Source organism: Methylobacterium sp. J-048 (assembly GCF_022829515.1).
Lineage (GTDB): Bacteria > Pseudomonadota > Alphaproteobacteria > Rhizobiales > Beijerinckiaceae > Methylobacterium.
The window spans coordinates 43088-59297 of the sequence record NZ_JAKSYL010000214.1; the positions used below are offsets into that span (position 1 = coordinate 43088).

A 16210-nucleotide genomic window follows, 5' to 3' on the forward strand; every position below is an offset into this window, starting at 1 on the left:
GTCGATCTCACCTCAGCTGATACGAAAGGGAGGACGCGGAGGCGGTCAGGCGGCGGCCACGTCCACGAGCATGTCGGAGAAGGTCGGGGCGTGGCCGAGATCGGCGAAGGCCGTCGGCGTCAGGGCGTGGACGGTCGGCCCGCGCTGGTTGGAGCGCTGCCAGAAGCCCGCCGGAGCGACGACCACCCCGCGCATCACGTCGGGCGAGAGCGTCGCGAAGGCCTCGAACGTGCCGCGGTCGTTGAACACGCGGATCGGCGTTCCCGCCGCGATGCCGCGCGGCCCGGCATCGTCCGGGTGCAGCAGCACCGCCTGCTGCTCGCCCGCCTGCGCGACCTGGGCCGGCAGGTTGCCGTAGTTCGAGTTCATGAACGCGTGGCTCTTCGGCGAGATCAGGCTGAGGGGGAAGCGCTCGGCGAGGGCGGGCGCGGTGCGCGGGCTCTCGTTCGGGGGCAGGTAGTGCGGCAGCGGATCGACCGGCTCGCCCGACTGGCCACCGCCGTAGCCCTGGCGGAACAGCGGCGCGACGAAGTTGCCGCCCGCGGCCAGGCTCGACTTGAACTCGCACTTGCCCGAGGCGGTCGGGAAATTGCCGTCGCGATGGGGCGCCCAGGCATCGGCCGCGTCCATGGTCAGGCGCATGTAGCCCTTCTGCTTCAGCTCCTCGAGGGTGATGCCGGCCAGCACCGGGCTCGACCAGTCCATCGAGTCCGCGATCATCGCGTCGTCGGACCGGAAGAAGAACGGATCCTCGATGTCCATGGCCTTGGCGAGCCGGCGGAACAGCTCGGTGTTCGGCACCGCCTCGCCGAGCGGGGCGATGGCCGGGTTGTTGTAGGACAGGTAGAGGTGCCCCCAGGAGAACATGATGTCCGCCTGTTCGAGCTGGGTGGTGGCCGGCAGCACGATGTCGGCGTAGCGCGCCGTATCGGTCAGGAAGTGCTCGCTCACGACCGTGAACAGATCCTCGCGCGCCAGCCCGCGCTCGATCGTCTGTTGCTGCGAGACCATCGCCATCGGGTTGGCGTTGTAGACGAACAGCGCGCGGATCGGCGGATCGAGGGGCATCTCGCCGGCCAGCGCCGGTCCGAGCGCCCAGGAATTGATCACCCGCATCGTCTCGGGCTGGAGGTCGGGCCGCATCAGGCCGGGCCAGTTCACCGGGAAGGCCCAGATCGGCAGCTGCAGCAGGCCGCCGCCGACATGCGTCCAGGCGCCGATCAGCGCCGGCAGGCAGGCGATCGCCCGGACGGTCTGGCCGCCGCCCGCATGGCGCTCCACCGCCACGCCGATCCGCACCACCGCCGGCGGCGTCGTGGCGTATTCGCGGGTCAGCTTGAGGATGTCCTCGACCGGGATGCCGGTCTCGGCGGAGGCGAATTCCGGGGTGTAGGCCTCGCACCGCTCGGCGAGCTCGTCGAACCCGATCGTATGCTTGTCGATGTAATCGCGGTCGGTCAGCCCTTCCTTGATGATGATATGCATCATCGCCAGCGCCAGCGCGCCGTCGGTGCCGGGGCGGATTGGAATGTGCCAGTCGGCCAGCCGGGCCGTGCGGGTGCGGACCGGATCGATCACGACGAGCTTGGCGCCGTTGCGCTTGGCCTGCTCGATGAACGGCCAATGGTGCGAGTTGGTGCTGAGCGTGTTGCAGGCCCACAGGATGATGTACTTCGAATGGACGAAGCTCTCAGGATCGACCCCCGGCGTATGGCCGATCGTCATCATGTAGGCGGTGCACGAGCCGGAATCGCAGAAGGTGCGCTCGCAGACGCTGGCGCCGAGCTTGTTGAACAGCGGATCGCCGACGTTGAGGCCGTTGATGATGCCCTGGGTGCCGAGATAGCTGTAGGGCAGGATGGCTTGAGCGCCGCTCTCGGCGATGATCGCCTTCCAGCGGCCGGCGATCTCGTCCAGCGCTTCGTCCCAGGTGATCCGCGCGAACTGGCCGCTGCCCTTCGGGCCGACGCGGCGCATCGGGTAGAGCAGGCGCTGGTCGCTATAGACCCGGTTCTGGTAGTCGTTGACCTTCACGCACAGGCGCCCCTTGGTGAAGGGATGATCCGGGTTGCCCCGCACCGCGATCGCCTTGCCATCCTCCACGGTCGTCAGGATCGAGCAGGTGTCGGGGCAATCGTGCGGGCATGCGCCGATGACGACTTCGCGGGCCATATCCACCCTCCGATTGACCAATTCTTGAACAGGAGGGGATCGTGCCAACAAACGAGGCAGCCGGCTTTATCGCGACCTGCGCCTTCGTATTCCTGGATTGCGGTCCTCGGCCCGCCTGACCAGGCGCTCGTCTCCGGGCTCGGCCGCGCGTTGGCGCAGGTTGTGCATCCGATCTGGAACTGTTTCAGTTTCCAAAGGGGGGATGGCTAGGCATGCTGGGGCATTCGGTCGACAAATACGTGACCGGACGGCTGCTCGACACGTCGAACCGCTTGCGCTGGTCGCACCTGCACGCCGAGCGCTGGAGCCATATGCCCGGCGAGCTTCCGGCCCTCACCCCGCACGACACCGAGATCGCCATCCTGCTGCGCGGCCGGACCTTCGTCGAACGGGTCGGCAGCGGCCGGCGCCAGCAGACCCACGGTCATCGCGGCACGGTCTGGCTGTGCCCGGCCGGCATCGAGGAGGAGTATGTCAACATCTCCGATCCGATGCTCGACTGCCTGCACATCTTCCTGCCGGGCCGCCCGTTCGAGGAGACCCTGCTGCGCGACCTCGACATCGACCCGGCCCGGGTCGAACTGCGCTACGAGGTCATCGCCCAGGATCCCTTCATCGAGCACGTCGCCGGCCGGATCATCGAAGAGTTGGAGGACGAGTCCGCGGCCGGGCGGCTTCTCATCGAATCGCTGGGCGTGGCCCTCGCCGCCCATCTCGTACAGCGCTATTCGGCCGCGAACGTCCAGGCGAAGGAGAGCACCGACAAGCCGCTCGACCGGCGGCGTCTCGAGCGGGTGGAGGATTTCATCGCGGCCCACCTGTTCGAGGATTTCGCGGTCGCCGACCTCGCGGCGGCGGCCTGCATGAGTGTCGCGCATTTCACCCGCAGCTTCCGCGCGGCGACCGGGCGGACGCCCTACGAATATGTGAGCGGGCGCCGCCTCGACCTCGCCAAGCACCGGCTGCTGACCGAGGATACCCAGATCGCCGAGATCGCGGCGGCGACCGGGTTCTCGTCGCAGGCGAACTTCACCCGCGCCTTCCGCAACACGATGGGCGTGACGCCAGCCCAGTTGCGCGCCTCCGCGCAGCGATAGGCGCCGCGGCTTCGCGCCGGCGAGGGCTTTGCCAATCGGTTCGATCCGCAGGTCCGGAGGGGTGCCCCGAGGCCGGTAGGCGGGCTCTCGGCGAAAGCACCGGCGACGGACGGCTCGCCAGCATCCGGAACGGCGACATCCCGGATTGACGCCGGCGGCGTCATGAGGCCCCGCGCCTGTCTTCCGACATCCTCAGGAACTCGAGCGCCTTTCGTTGGCGGCCACAGTGCGGTCTGTCCATGTGAAAGCCGATCACGGGCGGGCCTGTCCGCGACCGCGCCGCCGGCTTCAGCAGGAATCGAACAACGAAAGACGTTTGCGGATAACGACCGCAGGCGGAAAATCCGGAAGCTTCCTCTCAACAACTCCCGACATCAGGATCGGGAGCGAGGGGCGTGTGATGAAAATCAGATTTGGACGGAGCTTGATTTCAGCAATTCTCGGCACGTGCATGAGCTTCAGTGCCTATGCGCTTGAGATCAACCCGGGCGATTACGAGCAGTTCCCGTCGGGAGCGACGATCGGGTTGCTCTATTATCAATACGGTCACGGCGATGAGTCCTACACGCGGGGGGGCAAGACGACATCGGATGCCAAGCTGGATACGAATGTCGGCATCATCCGCCTTCTGCACGTCTACGAGATTGCCCCGGGCGTGACGGTCGACCCGCAATTCCTCCTCCCGGTCGGCGCGATCTCGACCGGCGGCGTGCTGGAGGCCCTCGGATCGCCCGGCGGCGTGGGCGACGTCATCTTGGCGGCGCCGTTCAAGTTCAAGCTCGACACCGCGTTCAAGGACGTCGTCTCGATCACCCCGTATCTGATCGCGCCGACCGGCGATTACGACGCGACCCGGTCGCTGAACTTCGGCACCAACCGCTGGCAGGGGGTCATTCAGGGGGCCTATGTCAAACATTTCGACCCGGTATGGTCCCTCGACGTGATCGGCGACGTCGCCTTCTACTCGGACAACGCCCGCTACAACCTCGCCGGCCTCGGGCGGCTGTCGCAGGCTCCGCAATTCGAGTTTCAGGCCTATCTGCGCTACAAGATCGACCCGGCCCTGGAAGTTGCGGGCGGCCTGGGCGGCCGGATCGGCGGCAATCAATCCTTCCAGCAGGTTTCGCTCCGAAACTCGCAGGGAACGACGTATGGCCGTCTTGCGGTCGCCTATTTTCCGGAGCCGACCTTCCAGATTCAAGCCATGATCGGGCGCGACCTCACCATCGAGAACGGAAACCCGCAAGCGACCTTCGTTCAGCTGCGGCTCGCCAAGATTTTCCCTTAGACAATCCGCCGATATCCGACGAGCGGCACAAGATTCCACAGGTCCGCACTGGCTGAAACGATTACGTCCAATGTCCTGAAGTCCATATCTCAAAGCGGACCGGCGGCTTTTCAGCCAACTTCAGTCATACAGGCTGTCGCTCGCCTCACGTCCGCTTCCGGGCATCGCGTCGGGGAGCCTGAACGACTGGGTCGGGTCGGTAGGGGTTTGTCCGCTTTCGCGGCGAATCCTCTCCGACGCGGGGCGTGCCGCGATCGGTTGGCTTCAGGCGTCCTAGATCACGGCAGCTCTATAAGATGCTGGATCTTATCTCGCAGTCTCAATGACGTAGGTGTTCGCAGTTTCATTCTGTCTGGCGCGCCAGCAAACATCAGCGCTGAGTGCGATGCTGCGGCTGCGGCTGCGGCTGCGGTTGCGGTTGCGGTATCGGGTATAGGAAAAGTCTTCGCGTGCTGCGCTATGGATCGAGCCGTCGTCTCATCCGCGCGTGACTCCGTAGGTGGCACAACGCCGGTCTCGGGCAGCCCGCAATCCGGCCGCCAATTCCCGCACTCGGTTGCACCGGCGATAAGAAATCACCCAAGATGGGCTTTCCACAGCCTGCCGAGGAAGGCCCCTCCGGCTCCAGTTGCGGCGACCGCGCTTTCGGCTGCCCGAACGATCCCCTCCGCCGCTCGCGCGGCCATCGCCGATGGAGATGACCCGTGAGCGACACCAACGACCGGACCGCGCTGGTGACCGGGGCGGCCCGCGGCATCGGGCTTGCCGCCGCGGCCCGGTTCCTCGCGGACGGGTGGCGGGTCGCCTTGCTCGACATCGACGGCCCGGGCGTGGAAGCCGCCGCTGCCCAGCTCGACCGGCCCGACGCGGTGCTGGCGGTGACCGCGGACGTCTCCGATCCGGAGGCGGTGGCGGGGGCGATGCGGCAGGTCGCCGACCGGTTCGGGCGCCTCGACGCGCTGGTCAACAATGCCGGGATCGCGATCTTCAAGCCTCTGATGGAGACCACCTTCGCGGATTGGTCGCGGGTGCTGGCGGTGAACCTGTCCGGGCCGTTCCTGTGCACGCAGGCGGCCGTGCCGCTGCTCGCCGCGCGCGGCGGCGCGATCGTGAACGTCACCTCGATCTCGGGCCTGCGCGCCTCGACGCTGCGGACGGCCTACGGCACCAGCAAGGCGGCTTTGGCGCAGCTCACCAAGCAGCAGGCCGTCGAGCTGGCGCAGTTCGGCATCCGGGTGAACGCGGTCGCCCCCGGCCCGGTCGACACCGCGATGGCCAAGGCGGTCCACAGCCCCGAGATTCGCGCGGATTACCACGACGCCGTCCCCCTCGGGCGCTACGGCCTGGAGACGGAGCTCGCGGAGGCGATCGTGTTCCTGTGCTCCGAGCGGGCCTCCTTCGTCACCGGCCAGCAACTGGCCGTGGATGGCGGCTTCGAGGCGACGGGCATCGGCCTGAAGACCCTGCGCCGCGAGCGGCGGGACTGAGCGCCGCTCAGCCTTCCGCCCCGGACGTCGTGCGCGCGCCGCCCTGCCCCGCGGCGGCGCCCGGGCGCAGATCCGCGATCGTCGCCCGGGCCGTGTCGAGGGCGATGGCGACCGCCGACATCGTCGCGGCGTCCGGCGCCCGCTCGCGGGCGTAGCGGACCGCGTCGGCGGCCAGCCGGTCGACCTCGCGGGTGAGGCCGGCGAGCGCCGCCGGGTCCCGGGCGGCCCGGGCCTGCTCGGTGATCGCCAGGAGCCGCTCCACGATCTCGTCGATGTGCTCCCGGCGCAGGCCGGCCAGGCGCTGCCGGATCCAGGCCAGGACCGAGACCAGGCCGCCGGCCAGCGCGCCGAGCAGGTAGAGCGTGTCGCCGTAGCGCTCGACGAAGCCGTGCTGCTCGCGCTCGTAATAATCGAGCGCCCCCGGGTGGATCGGGATCCTGGCGCTGGTCGCCGCCACCGTGGTCTCGTAGGACGGGGCCTGGACGTAATCCGCCGCCTCCGTGGCGTTGCCTGCCTCCGTGCGCTTCTCGAACAACTGCTGGGTCATGTCGGCCGCCACGGCGCGGCTCAAGGAGGCGCGGGCCATCAGGCGATACGAGGCGCCCACTGTCTTCACGTCGTCCGCCGGCAGCTTCGGCCGGCCGCCGAACAGGCCGCCGGGAATGGCCACCGCCTGAAGCTTGGGGAAGCGCTCGATCACCGCGTCGTCGTCCTCGACGGCGACGAACTCGACCTTGCCGCCCCGCGCCACCGAGCGGACCGCGGCAACGAGGTCCAGGGCCTTCGGGGCGGAGGGCGCGATGATGCTGATGAAGGCGTCGATCCGCTTTTCGCGCAGCGCCCCCGCCACCGCATCCTCGGCCACCGGCACGAGCACGACCGCCCGGTCGCCGGGGCCGCCCCCTGCCCCCGGTTCCAGGCTCAGGCCGTAATAGCCGAGGATGCTTTTGAGCAGCCAGATATCCGCGTCCCGGTGCGCGCCGATGCCGAGCCGCTTGCCGGCCAGATGAGGGAAATCCTTGATGCCGGCCTGCTCGGGCGAGGCGATGATCATCGCCTGGTCGCGCAGGATCGCCAGGGTCAGCCCGTTGGTCGGCAGCAGCACGTCCGGCCGGACGACCGCCAGGTCGGCGCGCCCGTCTTGCAGGGCGGCGGCGCTCTCGCGCACGTCGTCGAAGGCGAGGATCTTGAGACGCAGGCCCGTGCGGCCCGAATCCAGGGCGTCCGCGTAGGCCTTGATTAGGCCGGGCTCGGTCCCGTCCCGGGGAGCGACCGCGACGGTCAGCACGGTCGCCTGCAGGAGGTACCAGGCGGCCAGGGCCGCCGTGCCGAGGAGCACGACGGTCCCGGCCAACAGGGTCTCGCGGCGCAGCAGCCAGGACAGATCGGTCGGCATCGGCCTCTCGGTTGGTCACATCCGCGCCGCGGGCCGGCGCAGCTCGAAAGCGCGGCTACAGCGCCATTTCCGGAAGCGGATCGACGTCGCGGAGGCGGGCCGGTGCGGACTCGGCAGAGCCCGGGGGCTCGACCGAAAAGTAGGCCATCGGTTCCCGGCGGCCGCGCAGGGGCTCGCGGCTGACCTCCCGCCAGAGGGCGGTCGCCGGCCCGGCGGCGCGCCGGACGGCCTCCGAGGCCAGGATCGGGACGCCGTGGGTCTTGGTCGCCTGCTCCAGGCGCGCGGCGACGTTCACCGTGTCGCCCAGCACGGTGAACTCGTAGCGCGCCTCCTCGCCGATGATGCCGCTGAACACCTCGCCGCAATGGAGGCCGATGCCGATCCGCACCGTGGCGTCGTGCTCGCCCTTGAGGTTCCAGCGGGCGATGACCTCGACCAGGTCGGTGGCGAAGGCCACCGCCCGGGCGGCGTCGTCTCGTTGTGCCTCGGGCAGGCCGAACACCACCAGGGCGCCGTCGCCGATGAACTTGTCGACCACGCCGTTGTGCAGCCGGGCCATGCGCATCACCCGCCGCCGGAACGCCGACAGGAAGGCGGAGAGCTGCTGCGGGTCGAGGCGCTCGGCCAGGGCGGTGGAGCCGCGCATGTCGACGAAGGCGATCACCGCCTGCTGCCGCCAGCCGGCCCGCAGGCTGCCGTCGTCGTCGGCGAGGCGCGAGACCAGCTCCTGCGGCAGGAAGCGCGACAACCGGCGCCGGCGCCCGGCCTCGCGCATGGCCGAGACGGCGAACAGGATCAGCACCAGGACGAGCCCGGCGAGCGCCGCCCAGATCAGCAGCGCGATCCGGGAGACCGCCGCCTGCCGCTGCTCCATCAGGGCCGATTCCTGGGCCTCCATGCGGCGCACGACCTTGCGGATCTCGTCCATGAGGCGGCGCCCGTGCCCTTCTCGGACGAGGGTCCGGCTCGCCTCGGTGTCGCCGCTCCGGTGCAGGTCGATGCTGGTGCCGAGCTCGCCGAGTTTCTCCCGGATCAGCAGGATCAGGCCGTCGAGCTCGGCGCGCTGGCTGTCGTCGTCCCGGAGCAGGTCGTGCAGGCGGGCGATCTCGCCGTTGACCTTGGACCGGCCGTTTCGGAACGGCTGCAAGAAGTTCTCGTCCTCGGTGAGGAGATAGCCGCGCTGCCCGGTCTCGGCGTCCTGGACCGCCGACAGCACCCGGCCGAGGCGTCCCTCGACCGCGAGGGCGTGGCGTACCGCCTCGCTGCCGCGCTGCTGATAGACCGAGGCGCCCACCGCGATGCCCAGCATCGCCAGGATCACAGCGAGGCCCACGATCATCCGGTCGACGGTCTTCGAGCGCCCGGGCAGCTGCTCGATCACGTCCAGGGCGGCGCGGGCGGTCACGCCGGCCCCGCGGAAGCTTCAAACGTCGCGCCGCCGCCGCCGGCCGAGGCCGCTGTCCGAGAGGGCTGGCGCGTCATCGCGCTCTGCACCGCGGGCACAGCGATCTCCTGTCTCGAGGGCGCCGGGGACAATCCGAAAAGGGCCGACGGGGGTAACCGCCAGCACAAAAGATGGCCTCGGCGTTTGTTCCCGGCGCCTTGGATAAAACATCCCGTGCGAAAGCGGATTCCGCTCGGCGCTGCCGCAATCGTGCACCGCGGCGCCTGTCTCCGAGACGTTACAGCCCGAACATGCTCTGGGTCGGCGCGTGCAACGTGAAGGCGTGGCCCTCGTCGACCCAGCCGGGGCCGGCGTGGCCCTGTTCGATCGAGGTGATCTCCGCGGCGCTGGACGCGTAATAGTGGCGGCCGCTCTCGGTGTTGACGAACCGCTCGATGTTGATCGCGCTCGATCCGGGGGCGGACGGATCGGCATAGGCCTCGAAGGCGACGCCGTCGTAGTGGTAGCCCGAACCGGAGCCGAGCAGGCCGTCCCGCTCGGCCGGGCTGGTCGTGTAGAACGTGTCCCCGGTCGCCGCATTCGTGAAGTGGAACACGTCCTCGGTGCCGGCGGATCCGGTGGGGGCGGCCCAGCCGACCCCCTGATACGCGTAGTCCGGTTGGGACGTCTTGATCGCGTCCCGCTCCGCCGTGCTGGCCGTGTAGAGATGCTGGCCGGTGGACGCGTCGTAGAAGTGGAAGACCGGCTCCAGGCTCGCGCTCGTGCCGGCGTTCGGGTTCGCCTGATAGGCGCGCAGGTAGTCGATGTTCATCTGGGCCGGGAACGGCGTCGTCGCGTCGGCATCGCCCGGCCATGTCCCGCCGATCGCCAGATTGGCGATCATGTACATGGGCTTGTCCAGGCTGGCGGGGGTGGGTGTCTGATAGACTTCCTGGCCGTCGAAGTAGAAGGCCAGGCTGTCCGGCTCCCAGTCGACTCCGTAGGTGTGATAGCCGCCGCTCATGTCGGCGACCTGCGACACGCCCTGGCTCACCGTGTGGGTGTCGGGGGTCTGGCCGGGCGCGAGGCTGTGGACGGTCGTGTAGAGCGTGCTGGGATCGTGCCCGAGCATCTCCATCACGTCGATCTCGGGCGGCCAGGACCCGTCCTTGGCGAGCAGCCAGAAGGCCGGCCACACCCCCTGCCCGGCCGGCAGCTCGGCCCGCATCTCGAAGTAGCCGTAGGTCTGGCTGAAGCTGTGGGACGTGTTGATCATCCCCGACGTGTAGGGCTGGCCGCCGAGGTCCGAGAGCAGCGACGGGTCGGACGGCGCCGCCGTGATGGTCAGGATGCCGTCATGGACGCTGAACGGGTTGGGCAGCGCGGCGGCGCTGCCGTCCGTGGGATGGTCGGCCCGGACGTACCATTCCTGCTCCTGGTTGAACGGCCGCGTGCCGGTCGCCGTGACGTAGCTGCCCCATTGCGGGCCGCCCGCCGTGTCGAGGCCCGACGTCCCGTTCCAGAGGTCGAGGGTGTTGAACTCGGCGCTGTAGGTCAGGGTCGCGGTCTGCGCGAGGTTGTTGGGGTCGATCGGCATCGTGGCTGGCCTGTCGGTTCTGCCGGATCACGTTCTATATGCAATCATGGGTTGCAATATTCCTGCCGGCCCGGCGGCGGCGAGGCCGACGGCCCTACTTCTCGCGAAACGCCCGGCGCGCCTGATCGACCAGGGGCTTGGTGAGATACGACAGGACCGTCCGGTCGGCGGTCCGGATGAACGCCTCCACGGGCATGCCGGGCATCAGCTTGGCGCCGTCGAGCCGGCTCAGCTCGTCCTTGGTCACGCCCAGGCGCACGAGGTAGTAGAAGCTGCCGGTCCGCTTGTCCTCGCTGACGTCGGCGGCGATCCGGGTGACCCGGCCGTTGAGTTCCGGCGTGGTCCGCTGGTCGAAGCTGGGGAAGCGCAGGCCCGCGGCCTGGCCGGTCTGCAGCCGGTCGATGTCCTGGGGCGCGACCCGGACCTCGGCCACCAGGGAATCGGCGTTCGGCACGATCAGCATGATCGGCTCGCCCGGGGAGATCACGCCGCCGCGGGTATGGACCGCGAGCTCGTGGACGTAGCCCGTCTGCGGCGAGCGGATCTCGATCCGCTGCAACTGGTCGAAGGCGGCGATCCGCTGCTCGGTCAGGGTCGCGGCCTTGGCGCGGTTCTCGGCCAGCTCCTTGGCGACGTCGCTGCGCAGGTTCTGCTCGAGCTGGATGATCTGCAGCTCGGTCTCCGAGACCTTGCCCCTGGTCTGGGCGATGTTGGCCACCAGGACCCCGCGCTCGCCCTTGAGACGGGACATGTCGCGCTGGAGGCTGGTGAGCCGGGTGAGCTGGATCAGGTTCTTCTTCCAGAGATCCTCGACGCCCTCGTATTCCCGGCCGATGATCGCGGTCTCCTGCTCCTTGGCGGCGGCCTGCTCGACCAGGCCCTTGATCTCCTCGCGCAGCTGGCCGATCCGTTCGCGCAGCTGCGCCTTCTGGCCCTGGAGCGCGTCGCGGCGGAAGCGGAACAGCTTGCGCTCGCCGTCGACGATCCGGGCGACGTCGGGCCCGGCCCCGGCGAGATCGGCCGGGAAGGCGGGCTCGTCGCGGCCGTCGCGCTCGGCCTCCAGCCGGGCGTTGCGGGCGGCGATCTCCCACAGGCTCTTGGTAACGCTGTCGTAGGTGGCCCGGGTGGTGGTGGCGTCGAGACGGACCAGCAGGTCGCCGGCCTGGACGCGGGCACCCTCCTGGATCGGCAATTCGGCGACTACGCCGCCGGTCGGGTGCTGGACCTTCTTGATGTTGCTCTCGACCACCAGGGAGCCGGTGGCGATGATCGCCCCGGCCAGCTCGGTGGCGGCGGTCCAGGCGCCGGTGCCGGTGGCCAGCACGATCACCGCGGCGACGCCGACGACGTGCCGCCGGAGCGAGCGCCGGGTCTCGCGGGTCGGGTCGATGGAGGCCTGGTCCCGCGTCATGCGACCCTCGTGGGTGTCTGCCGGGTCAGGGCGCCCAGCTGCGCCAGGACCTCGTCGCGGGGCCCGTGCAGGCGCACGCGGCCTTCGCCCAGGACCAGGATGCGATCGACCGCGGCCAGCGCGCTCGGCCGGTGGGCGATCACCACCACGATGCCGCCCCGGGCGCGCACGCCCTGCACGGCCGCCGACAGGGCGCGGTCGCCGTCGACGTCGAGGTTGGAGTTCGGCTCGTCGAGCACCACCAGGAACGGGTCGCCGTAGAGCGCCCGGGCGAGCGCGATCCGCTGGCGCTGGCCGCCCGACAGGCCGAGCCCGGCGGCGCCAACCCGGGCGTCGTAGCCGCCGGGCAGGCGCAGCACGACCTCGTGGACGCCCGCCGCCTTCGCGGCCGATTGCAGGGCCTCCGGGTCGGGCGCGGGATCGAACCGGGTGATGTTCTCCGCGATGGTGCCGTCGAACATCTCGATGTCCTGCGGCAGGTAGCCGATTGCGCACCCGAGGGCGTCGGGATCCCACTGGTCGATCGCCGCGCCGTCGAGGCGGATCACCCCGCGGACCGGCCGGGCCAGGCCGACGAGCGCCCGGGCGAAGGTGGACTTGCCCGAGCCGCTGGCGCCGATCACCCCGAGCGCGCTGCCGGGGGCGAGGGCGACGTTGACGTCGTGCAGGATCAGGCTGTCGGTCCCGGGGGCGGCGATCGAGAGCGCGGTCACGCGCACGCTCTCCCGGGGCGCCGGCAGGGGCGTCAGGGCCTCGGGCTCCCGCCGGGGCAGGAACGCCACGAGCCGGCTCCAGGCCTGCCGGGCGGCCGAGAACGACTTCCAGTTGGCGATGACGAGATCGACCGGGGCGAGCGCCCGGGCCGACAGGATCGTGGCGGCCAGCATCACCCCGGCGGTGGCCTCCTCGCGCACCACCAGGTAGGCGCCGAGCCCCAGGATCCCGGATTGCAGCACCGTGCGCAGCAGGCGCGCCACCGCGCCGAAGCCGATGGCGAGATCGTTGCTGGAGGTGGCGACGTCGAGGTTCTTACGGGTCCGGACCTGCCAGAGGTCGGCCACCCGCGACCGCATCCCCAGCGCGCAGAGCAGCGGCGCGGTCCGGTGCGCCATGTCGGTGAAGGAGCGGCGCTCCCCGGCGACCCGCACGGTCTCCCGGGTGGTCTCGGCGGAGGCCCAGTCGGTCAGGACCGTCAGGCCGCAGAGGAACAGGGCGCCGCCCGCGATCGCCGCCCCGAGCCAGGGATGGAACAGGAAGCAGACCGCGATGTAGAGCGGCACCCAGGGCAGGTCGAAGAAGGCGGTGAGCGCCATGCTGGACACGAAGCCCCGCACGGTGTCGAGGTCGCGCAGCGCCTGAGGGCCGTCGTCGCCGCGGGGCGTCTCGGCGCCGCGCGCCAGCAGGGTCCGGAAGATCCGCGGGCCGAGGCGCTCATCCACGAGGCGGCCGAAGCGCGACAGGATCCGGGCGCGGAACACCTCGAACACGCTCTGGATCACGAACAGCATCAGGGCGATGCCGGCGAGCCCGACCAGGGTGGCGATGCTCCGGCTCGGCAGCACCCGGTCGTAGACTTGGAGCATGAAGATCGGGGCGGTCAGCATCAGCAGGTTGATCAGGCCGCTGACGATCATCACGGTGATCAGGGCTGTGCGCCCGGCCCGGATCGCGGCCCAGAACTCCCGGCGCTTGGCAGCACGCAACACGCGTTCGTCGGTCACAGGATTGTCCCCCGGCGGCTCGGCACGCTCACAGAAGAACCCCCGCCGCGTGGGCGGCGGGGGCTTCGGCCGTCACAGGCCGAGCAGGTGCAGGCCGCCCGTGGCCGAGTGCGGGGTCGGGTCGGTGTGGTGGACGTCGGCATGGCTGCCGAGGTCGATCGTGACGATCCCGAGATCGGGGCTCGCGCCATGGGAGCCGCCGGCCTCCCCGGCTCCGGCCGGCGCCGCCGAGGCCGGGCTCAGGATCTGCCCGACGATGGAATCCGCGCCGCCGCTGCCGCTGCTCTGCGGCAGCAGGATGCTGTCGCCGGAGAGCAGGTTGGCGGTGGCCAGGCTCGGCTGGTCGGCGCCCACCGCAATGGCGCTCGCCTGGACGGTGTGCGACGGGTCCGCGGCCGGGGTGAGCACGGCCGCGTTGGCCAGGGGCGTCGCCGTGGTCGGGCCCGCGGCCACGTCGATCAGCGGATGGGTCCCGGTGCCGCCCTCGCCCGAGCCGCCGCCGGTCAGGCCGCCCGGCAAGCCGCCGACCGGGTTGCCGGCATCGGATCCACCCAGAACCGAGGTCACGGTCCCGAGCACGCCGTCGAGCGGGCTGCCTGTGCCCTGACCGCCGCCGGCCGCACCCGAGAGGGCGCCGGTCACCGAGCCCAGCACGCCGCCGGCCGCATCGGCGACATGACCGACATCGCCGACCACCTGCCCGATCGCGGGGCCCGCGTTGCCGCTCAGCACGGCGCCCGGCAGGTTGACCACGTCGGTCACGAGGTTGCTCGACTCGCCGAGCTCGCCCAGCCCCACGGTGGTCCCGAGATTGATCACGGCGTGGAGCGGGTCGTTCAGGACCGGCACATCGTGCCCCACTTGCTCCAGCGTCGCGTGGATGCCGTCGATCACGCCGTTGGCAAGGGCGGCCACGGGCTGCAGCGGCGCGTTCGCCCCGAGAAGGGGGCCGCCGATCCCGTCGGCTTGGCCGCCGCCGGTGAGGCCGCCGAGCAACCCGTCGAGGGGCGTTCCGCCGTGCCCGCCGAGCAGGCCGTCCACCGTCGACGTCACGGGCGCGAGCAAGCCGCTGGCCGGCGATCCGCCACCGCCACCGCCAAGGCCGCCGAGAAGGCCGGTGGCACCGCCGAGCAGGCCGTCGAGGGGCAGCGCGCCATCGCCGTGGCCGCCGAGCAGCCCGTCGACCGTCGACGTGACCGGGGCGAGCAGGCTGCCGCCCGGCGCGCTCGCATCGCCGCCGAGCCCGCCGAGGATGCCGGTGACGCCGCCGAGCAGGCCGCCGGCGGCGTGGGTCACGGCGCCGACATCGTTGAGGATCGGCGACAGAGCTCCGAGGCCCTGGCCGCCGAGCAGGTCGCCCGGCAGGGCCGCGACGTCGGTCAGGAGGTTGCCGCCCTGCCCCAGATAGCCGAGGCCGATGGTCTCGCCGAGATTGGTCAGGCCGTGGAGCGCGTCGTTCAGGAGCGGCACCCCGTGCCCGAGATTCTCGAGGGTCGCGTGGAGGTCGAGCACGGCGGTGTTCGCGAGGTTGGTGACCGGGGCCAGCAGCCCGTCCGACGACAGCAGGCCACCGGCATTGGCCACGCCGGTGACGGAGCCGACCAGGGTATCGGCCGAGCCGAGGACGTGGCCGAGATCGGACAGGACGGGGCTCGCCGAGGCGAGGCCGCCGCCGGTCAGGAGCGAACCTGGCAGCGCCAGGGTGTCGGTCAGGAGATTGCCCGCCTCGCCGATATGGCCGAGGCCGACGGTCTCGTTTAGTCCGGTGACCGCGTGGATCGGCGCGTTGAGCACCGGGATCTGATGGCCGACATCCTCCAGCGTGGTGTGCACGTCGAGGACGGCCTGGTTGAGGATGCTGGTCGCCGGGCTGAGGATCCCGCCGGTGCCAACGAGGCCGTTGCCGCTCGCCGGCACGGCCGTGACCGATTCCAGCAGGGTGCCGGCGGCCGTGGCGACGGAGCCGGTATCGCTCAGCAGCGACGGGATCGCGGCGGAACCGGCCGGGTCGGCGACCACGCCGGTCAGGTCGGTGACCAGGTTTCCGGCCTCGCCGATATGGCCGAGGCCCACGGTCTCGCCGAGATTGGTGAGGCCGTGCAGCGGCCCGTTCAGCGGCGCGACCTCGTGGCCGAGCACCTCCAGCTGCGCGTGGGTGTCGAGCACGACCTGGTTCGCCGTGGCGCTGACCGCGTCGGGCAGCGGCGATCCGCTCGTATCGGCGGAGCCGACATCGACAGCGCCCTCGATGATCGAGGCTATCGGGCCGAGGCTCGCGAGCTGGCCGGTGGAGAGGGCGGTCGTGGACAGGAGCGCGTCGGGGCCGACGAGCCATGCGAGCGAGCGCGAAGCGGGGCTGAGGGTTGCGGCGGAAGAGAGCGACATGAACACCTCCGGGTTCATTGGGTAACCCGCTATGCAACTGTGGGTTGCAAATACCGACATCGGTAAAGAATACCGAGTGCTCGGCCGGGCGGTTGTGCTTGGAGGGTTTGGTCCCGGTCGGGGCTATGCTGTGTGGCCGGAGCGATCCGCGGGGCGAATGCTTCGGATCGGGAGCAGGCCTCGTTGAGGCGCAAAGAGCGACCTGTTCTTGGCTGGCCGCAGATCGGTGCTGGGCGGGGCCCGCGTCGTCGTTCGATCCCGGTCGTGATGGC

General features: G+C 70.3%; 10 protein-coding genes. 3 read left to right on the top strand and 7 right to left on the bottom strand.

Annotation, left to right across the window (positions count from 1 at the left end):
* Positions 1-45 precede the first annotated feature (45 nt).
* On the bottom strand, positions 46-2172 hold the full coding sequence (locus MKL09_RS21125; RefSeq protein ID WP_244023388.1) for a molybdopterin-dependent oxidoreductase: 2127 nt from the start codon (positions 2170-2172) through the stop codon (positions 46-48).
* A 212-nt stretch (positions 2173-2384) separates the two neighbouring features.
* On the opposite strand from MKL09_RS21125, the gene MKL09_RS21130 reads away from it, so the two are divergent.
* The 3 genes from MKL09_RS21130 (at position 2385) to MKL09_RS21140 (ending at position 6044) form a co-directional block, all read left to right on the top strand.
* Positions 2385-3269, top strand: coding sequence for a helix-turn-helix transcriptional regulator (locus MKL09_RS21130; RefSeq protein WP_244023390.1), 885 nt, complete (start codon positions 2385-2387; stop codon positions 3267-3269).
* Between the two features lie 241 nt (positions 3270-3510).
* Positions 3511-4557, top strand: a complete 1047-nt coding sequence (locus tag MKL09_RS21135) for a transporter (protein WP_244023392.1) — start codon at positions 3511-3513, stop codon at positions 4555-4557.
* 704 nt (positions 4558-5261) lie between these two features.
* The gene (locus MKL09_RS21140; protein WP_244023394.1) at positions 5262-6044 is read left to right on the top strand and encodes an SDR family NAD(P)-dependent oxidoreductase; all 783 of its coding nucleotides are present in this window, start codon (positions 5262-5264) and stop codon (positions 6042-6044) included.
* Between the two features lie 7 nt (positions 6045-6051).
* Here MKL09_RS21140 and MKL09_RS21145 read toward each other — a convergent pair whose 3' ends face one another.
* The 6 genes from MKL09_RS21145 to MKL09_RS21170 form a co-directional block, all read right to left on the bottom strand.
* Positions 6052-7440: a TAXI family TRAP transporter solute-binding subunit gene (locus MKL09_RS21145; RefSeq protein WP_244023396.1), complete on the bottom strand. Its 1389-nt coding sequence runs from the start codon at positions 7438-7440 to the stop codon at positions 6052-6054.
* Between the two features lie 55 nt (positions 7441-7495).
* A complete protein-coding gene (locus MKL09_RS21150; protein ID WP_244023398.1) occupies positions 7496-8845 on the bottom strand; it encodes a CHASE3 domain-containing protein in 1350 nt (449 codons plus the stop codon).
* Positions 8846-9122: 277 nt separating this feature from the next.
* Positions 9123-10421: a family 16 glycosylhydrolase gene (locus tag MKL09_RS21155; RefSeq protein ID WP_244023400.1), complete on the bottom strand. Its 1299-nt coding sequence runs from the start codon at positions 10419-10421 to the stop codon at positions 9123-9125.
* A 94-nt stretch (positions 10422-10515) separates the two neighbouring features.
* Entirely contained in the window at positions 10516-11832 is a 1317-nt protein-coding gene (locus tag MKL09_RS21160; RefSeq protein WP_244023402.1) for an HlyD family type I secretion periplasmic adaptor subunit, read from the bottom strand.
* Positions 11829-13553 (bottom strand): type I secretion system permease/ATPase, encoded by a 1725-nt coding sequence (locus MKL09_RS21165; protein ID WP_244023404.1) that lies wholly within the window; start codon positions 13551-13553, stop codon positions 11829-11831. Before MKL09_RS21165 ends, MKL09_RS21160 begins: the two co-directional genes overlap by 4 nt.
* 72 nt (positions 13554-13625) lie before the next feature.
* The gene (locus MKL09_RS21170; protein WP_244023405.1) at positions 13626-15938 is read right to left on the bottom strand and encodes a hypothetical protein; all 2313 of its coding nucleotides are present in this window, start codon (positions 15936-15938) and stop codon (positions 13626-13628) included.
* Positions 15939-16210 lie beyond the last annotated feature (272 nt).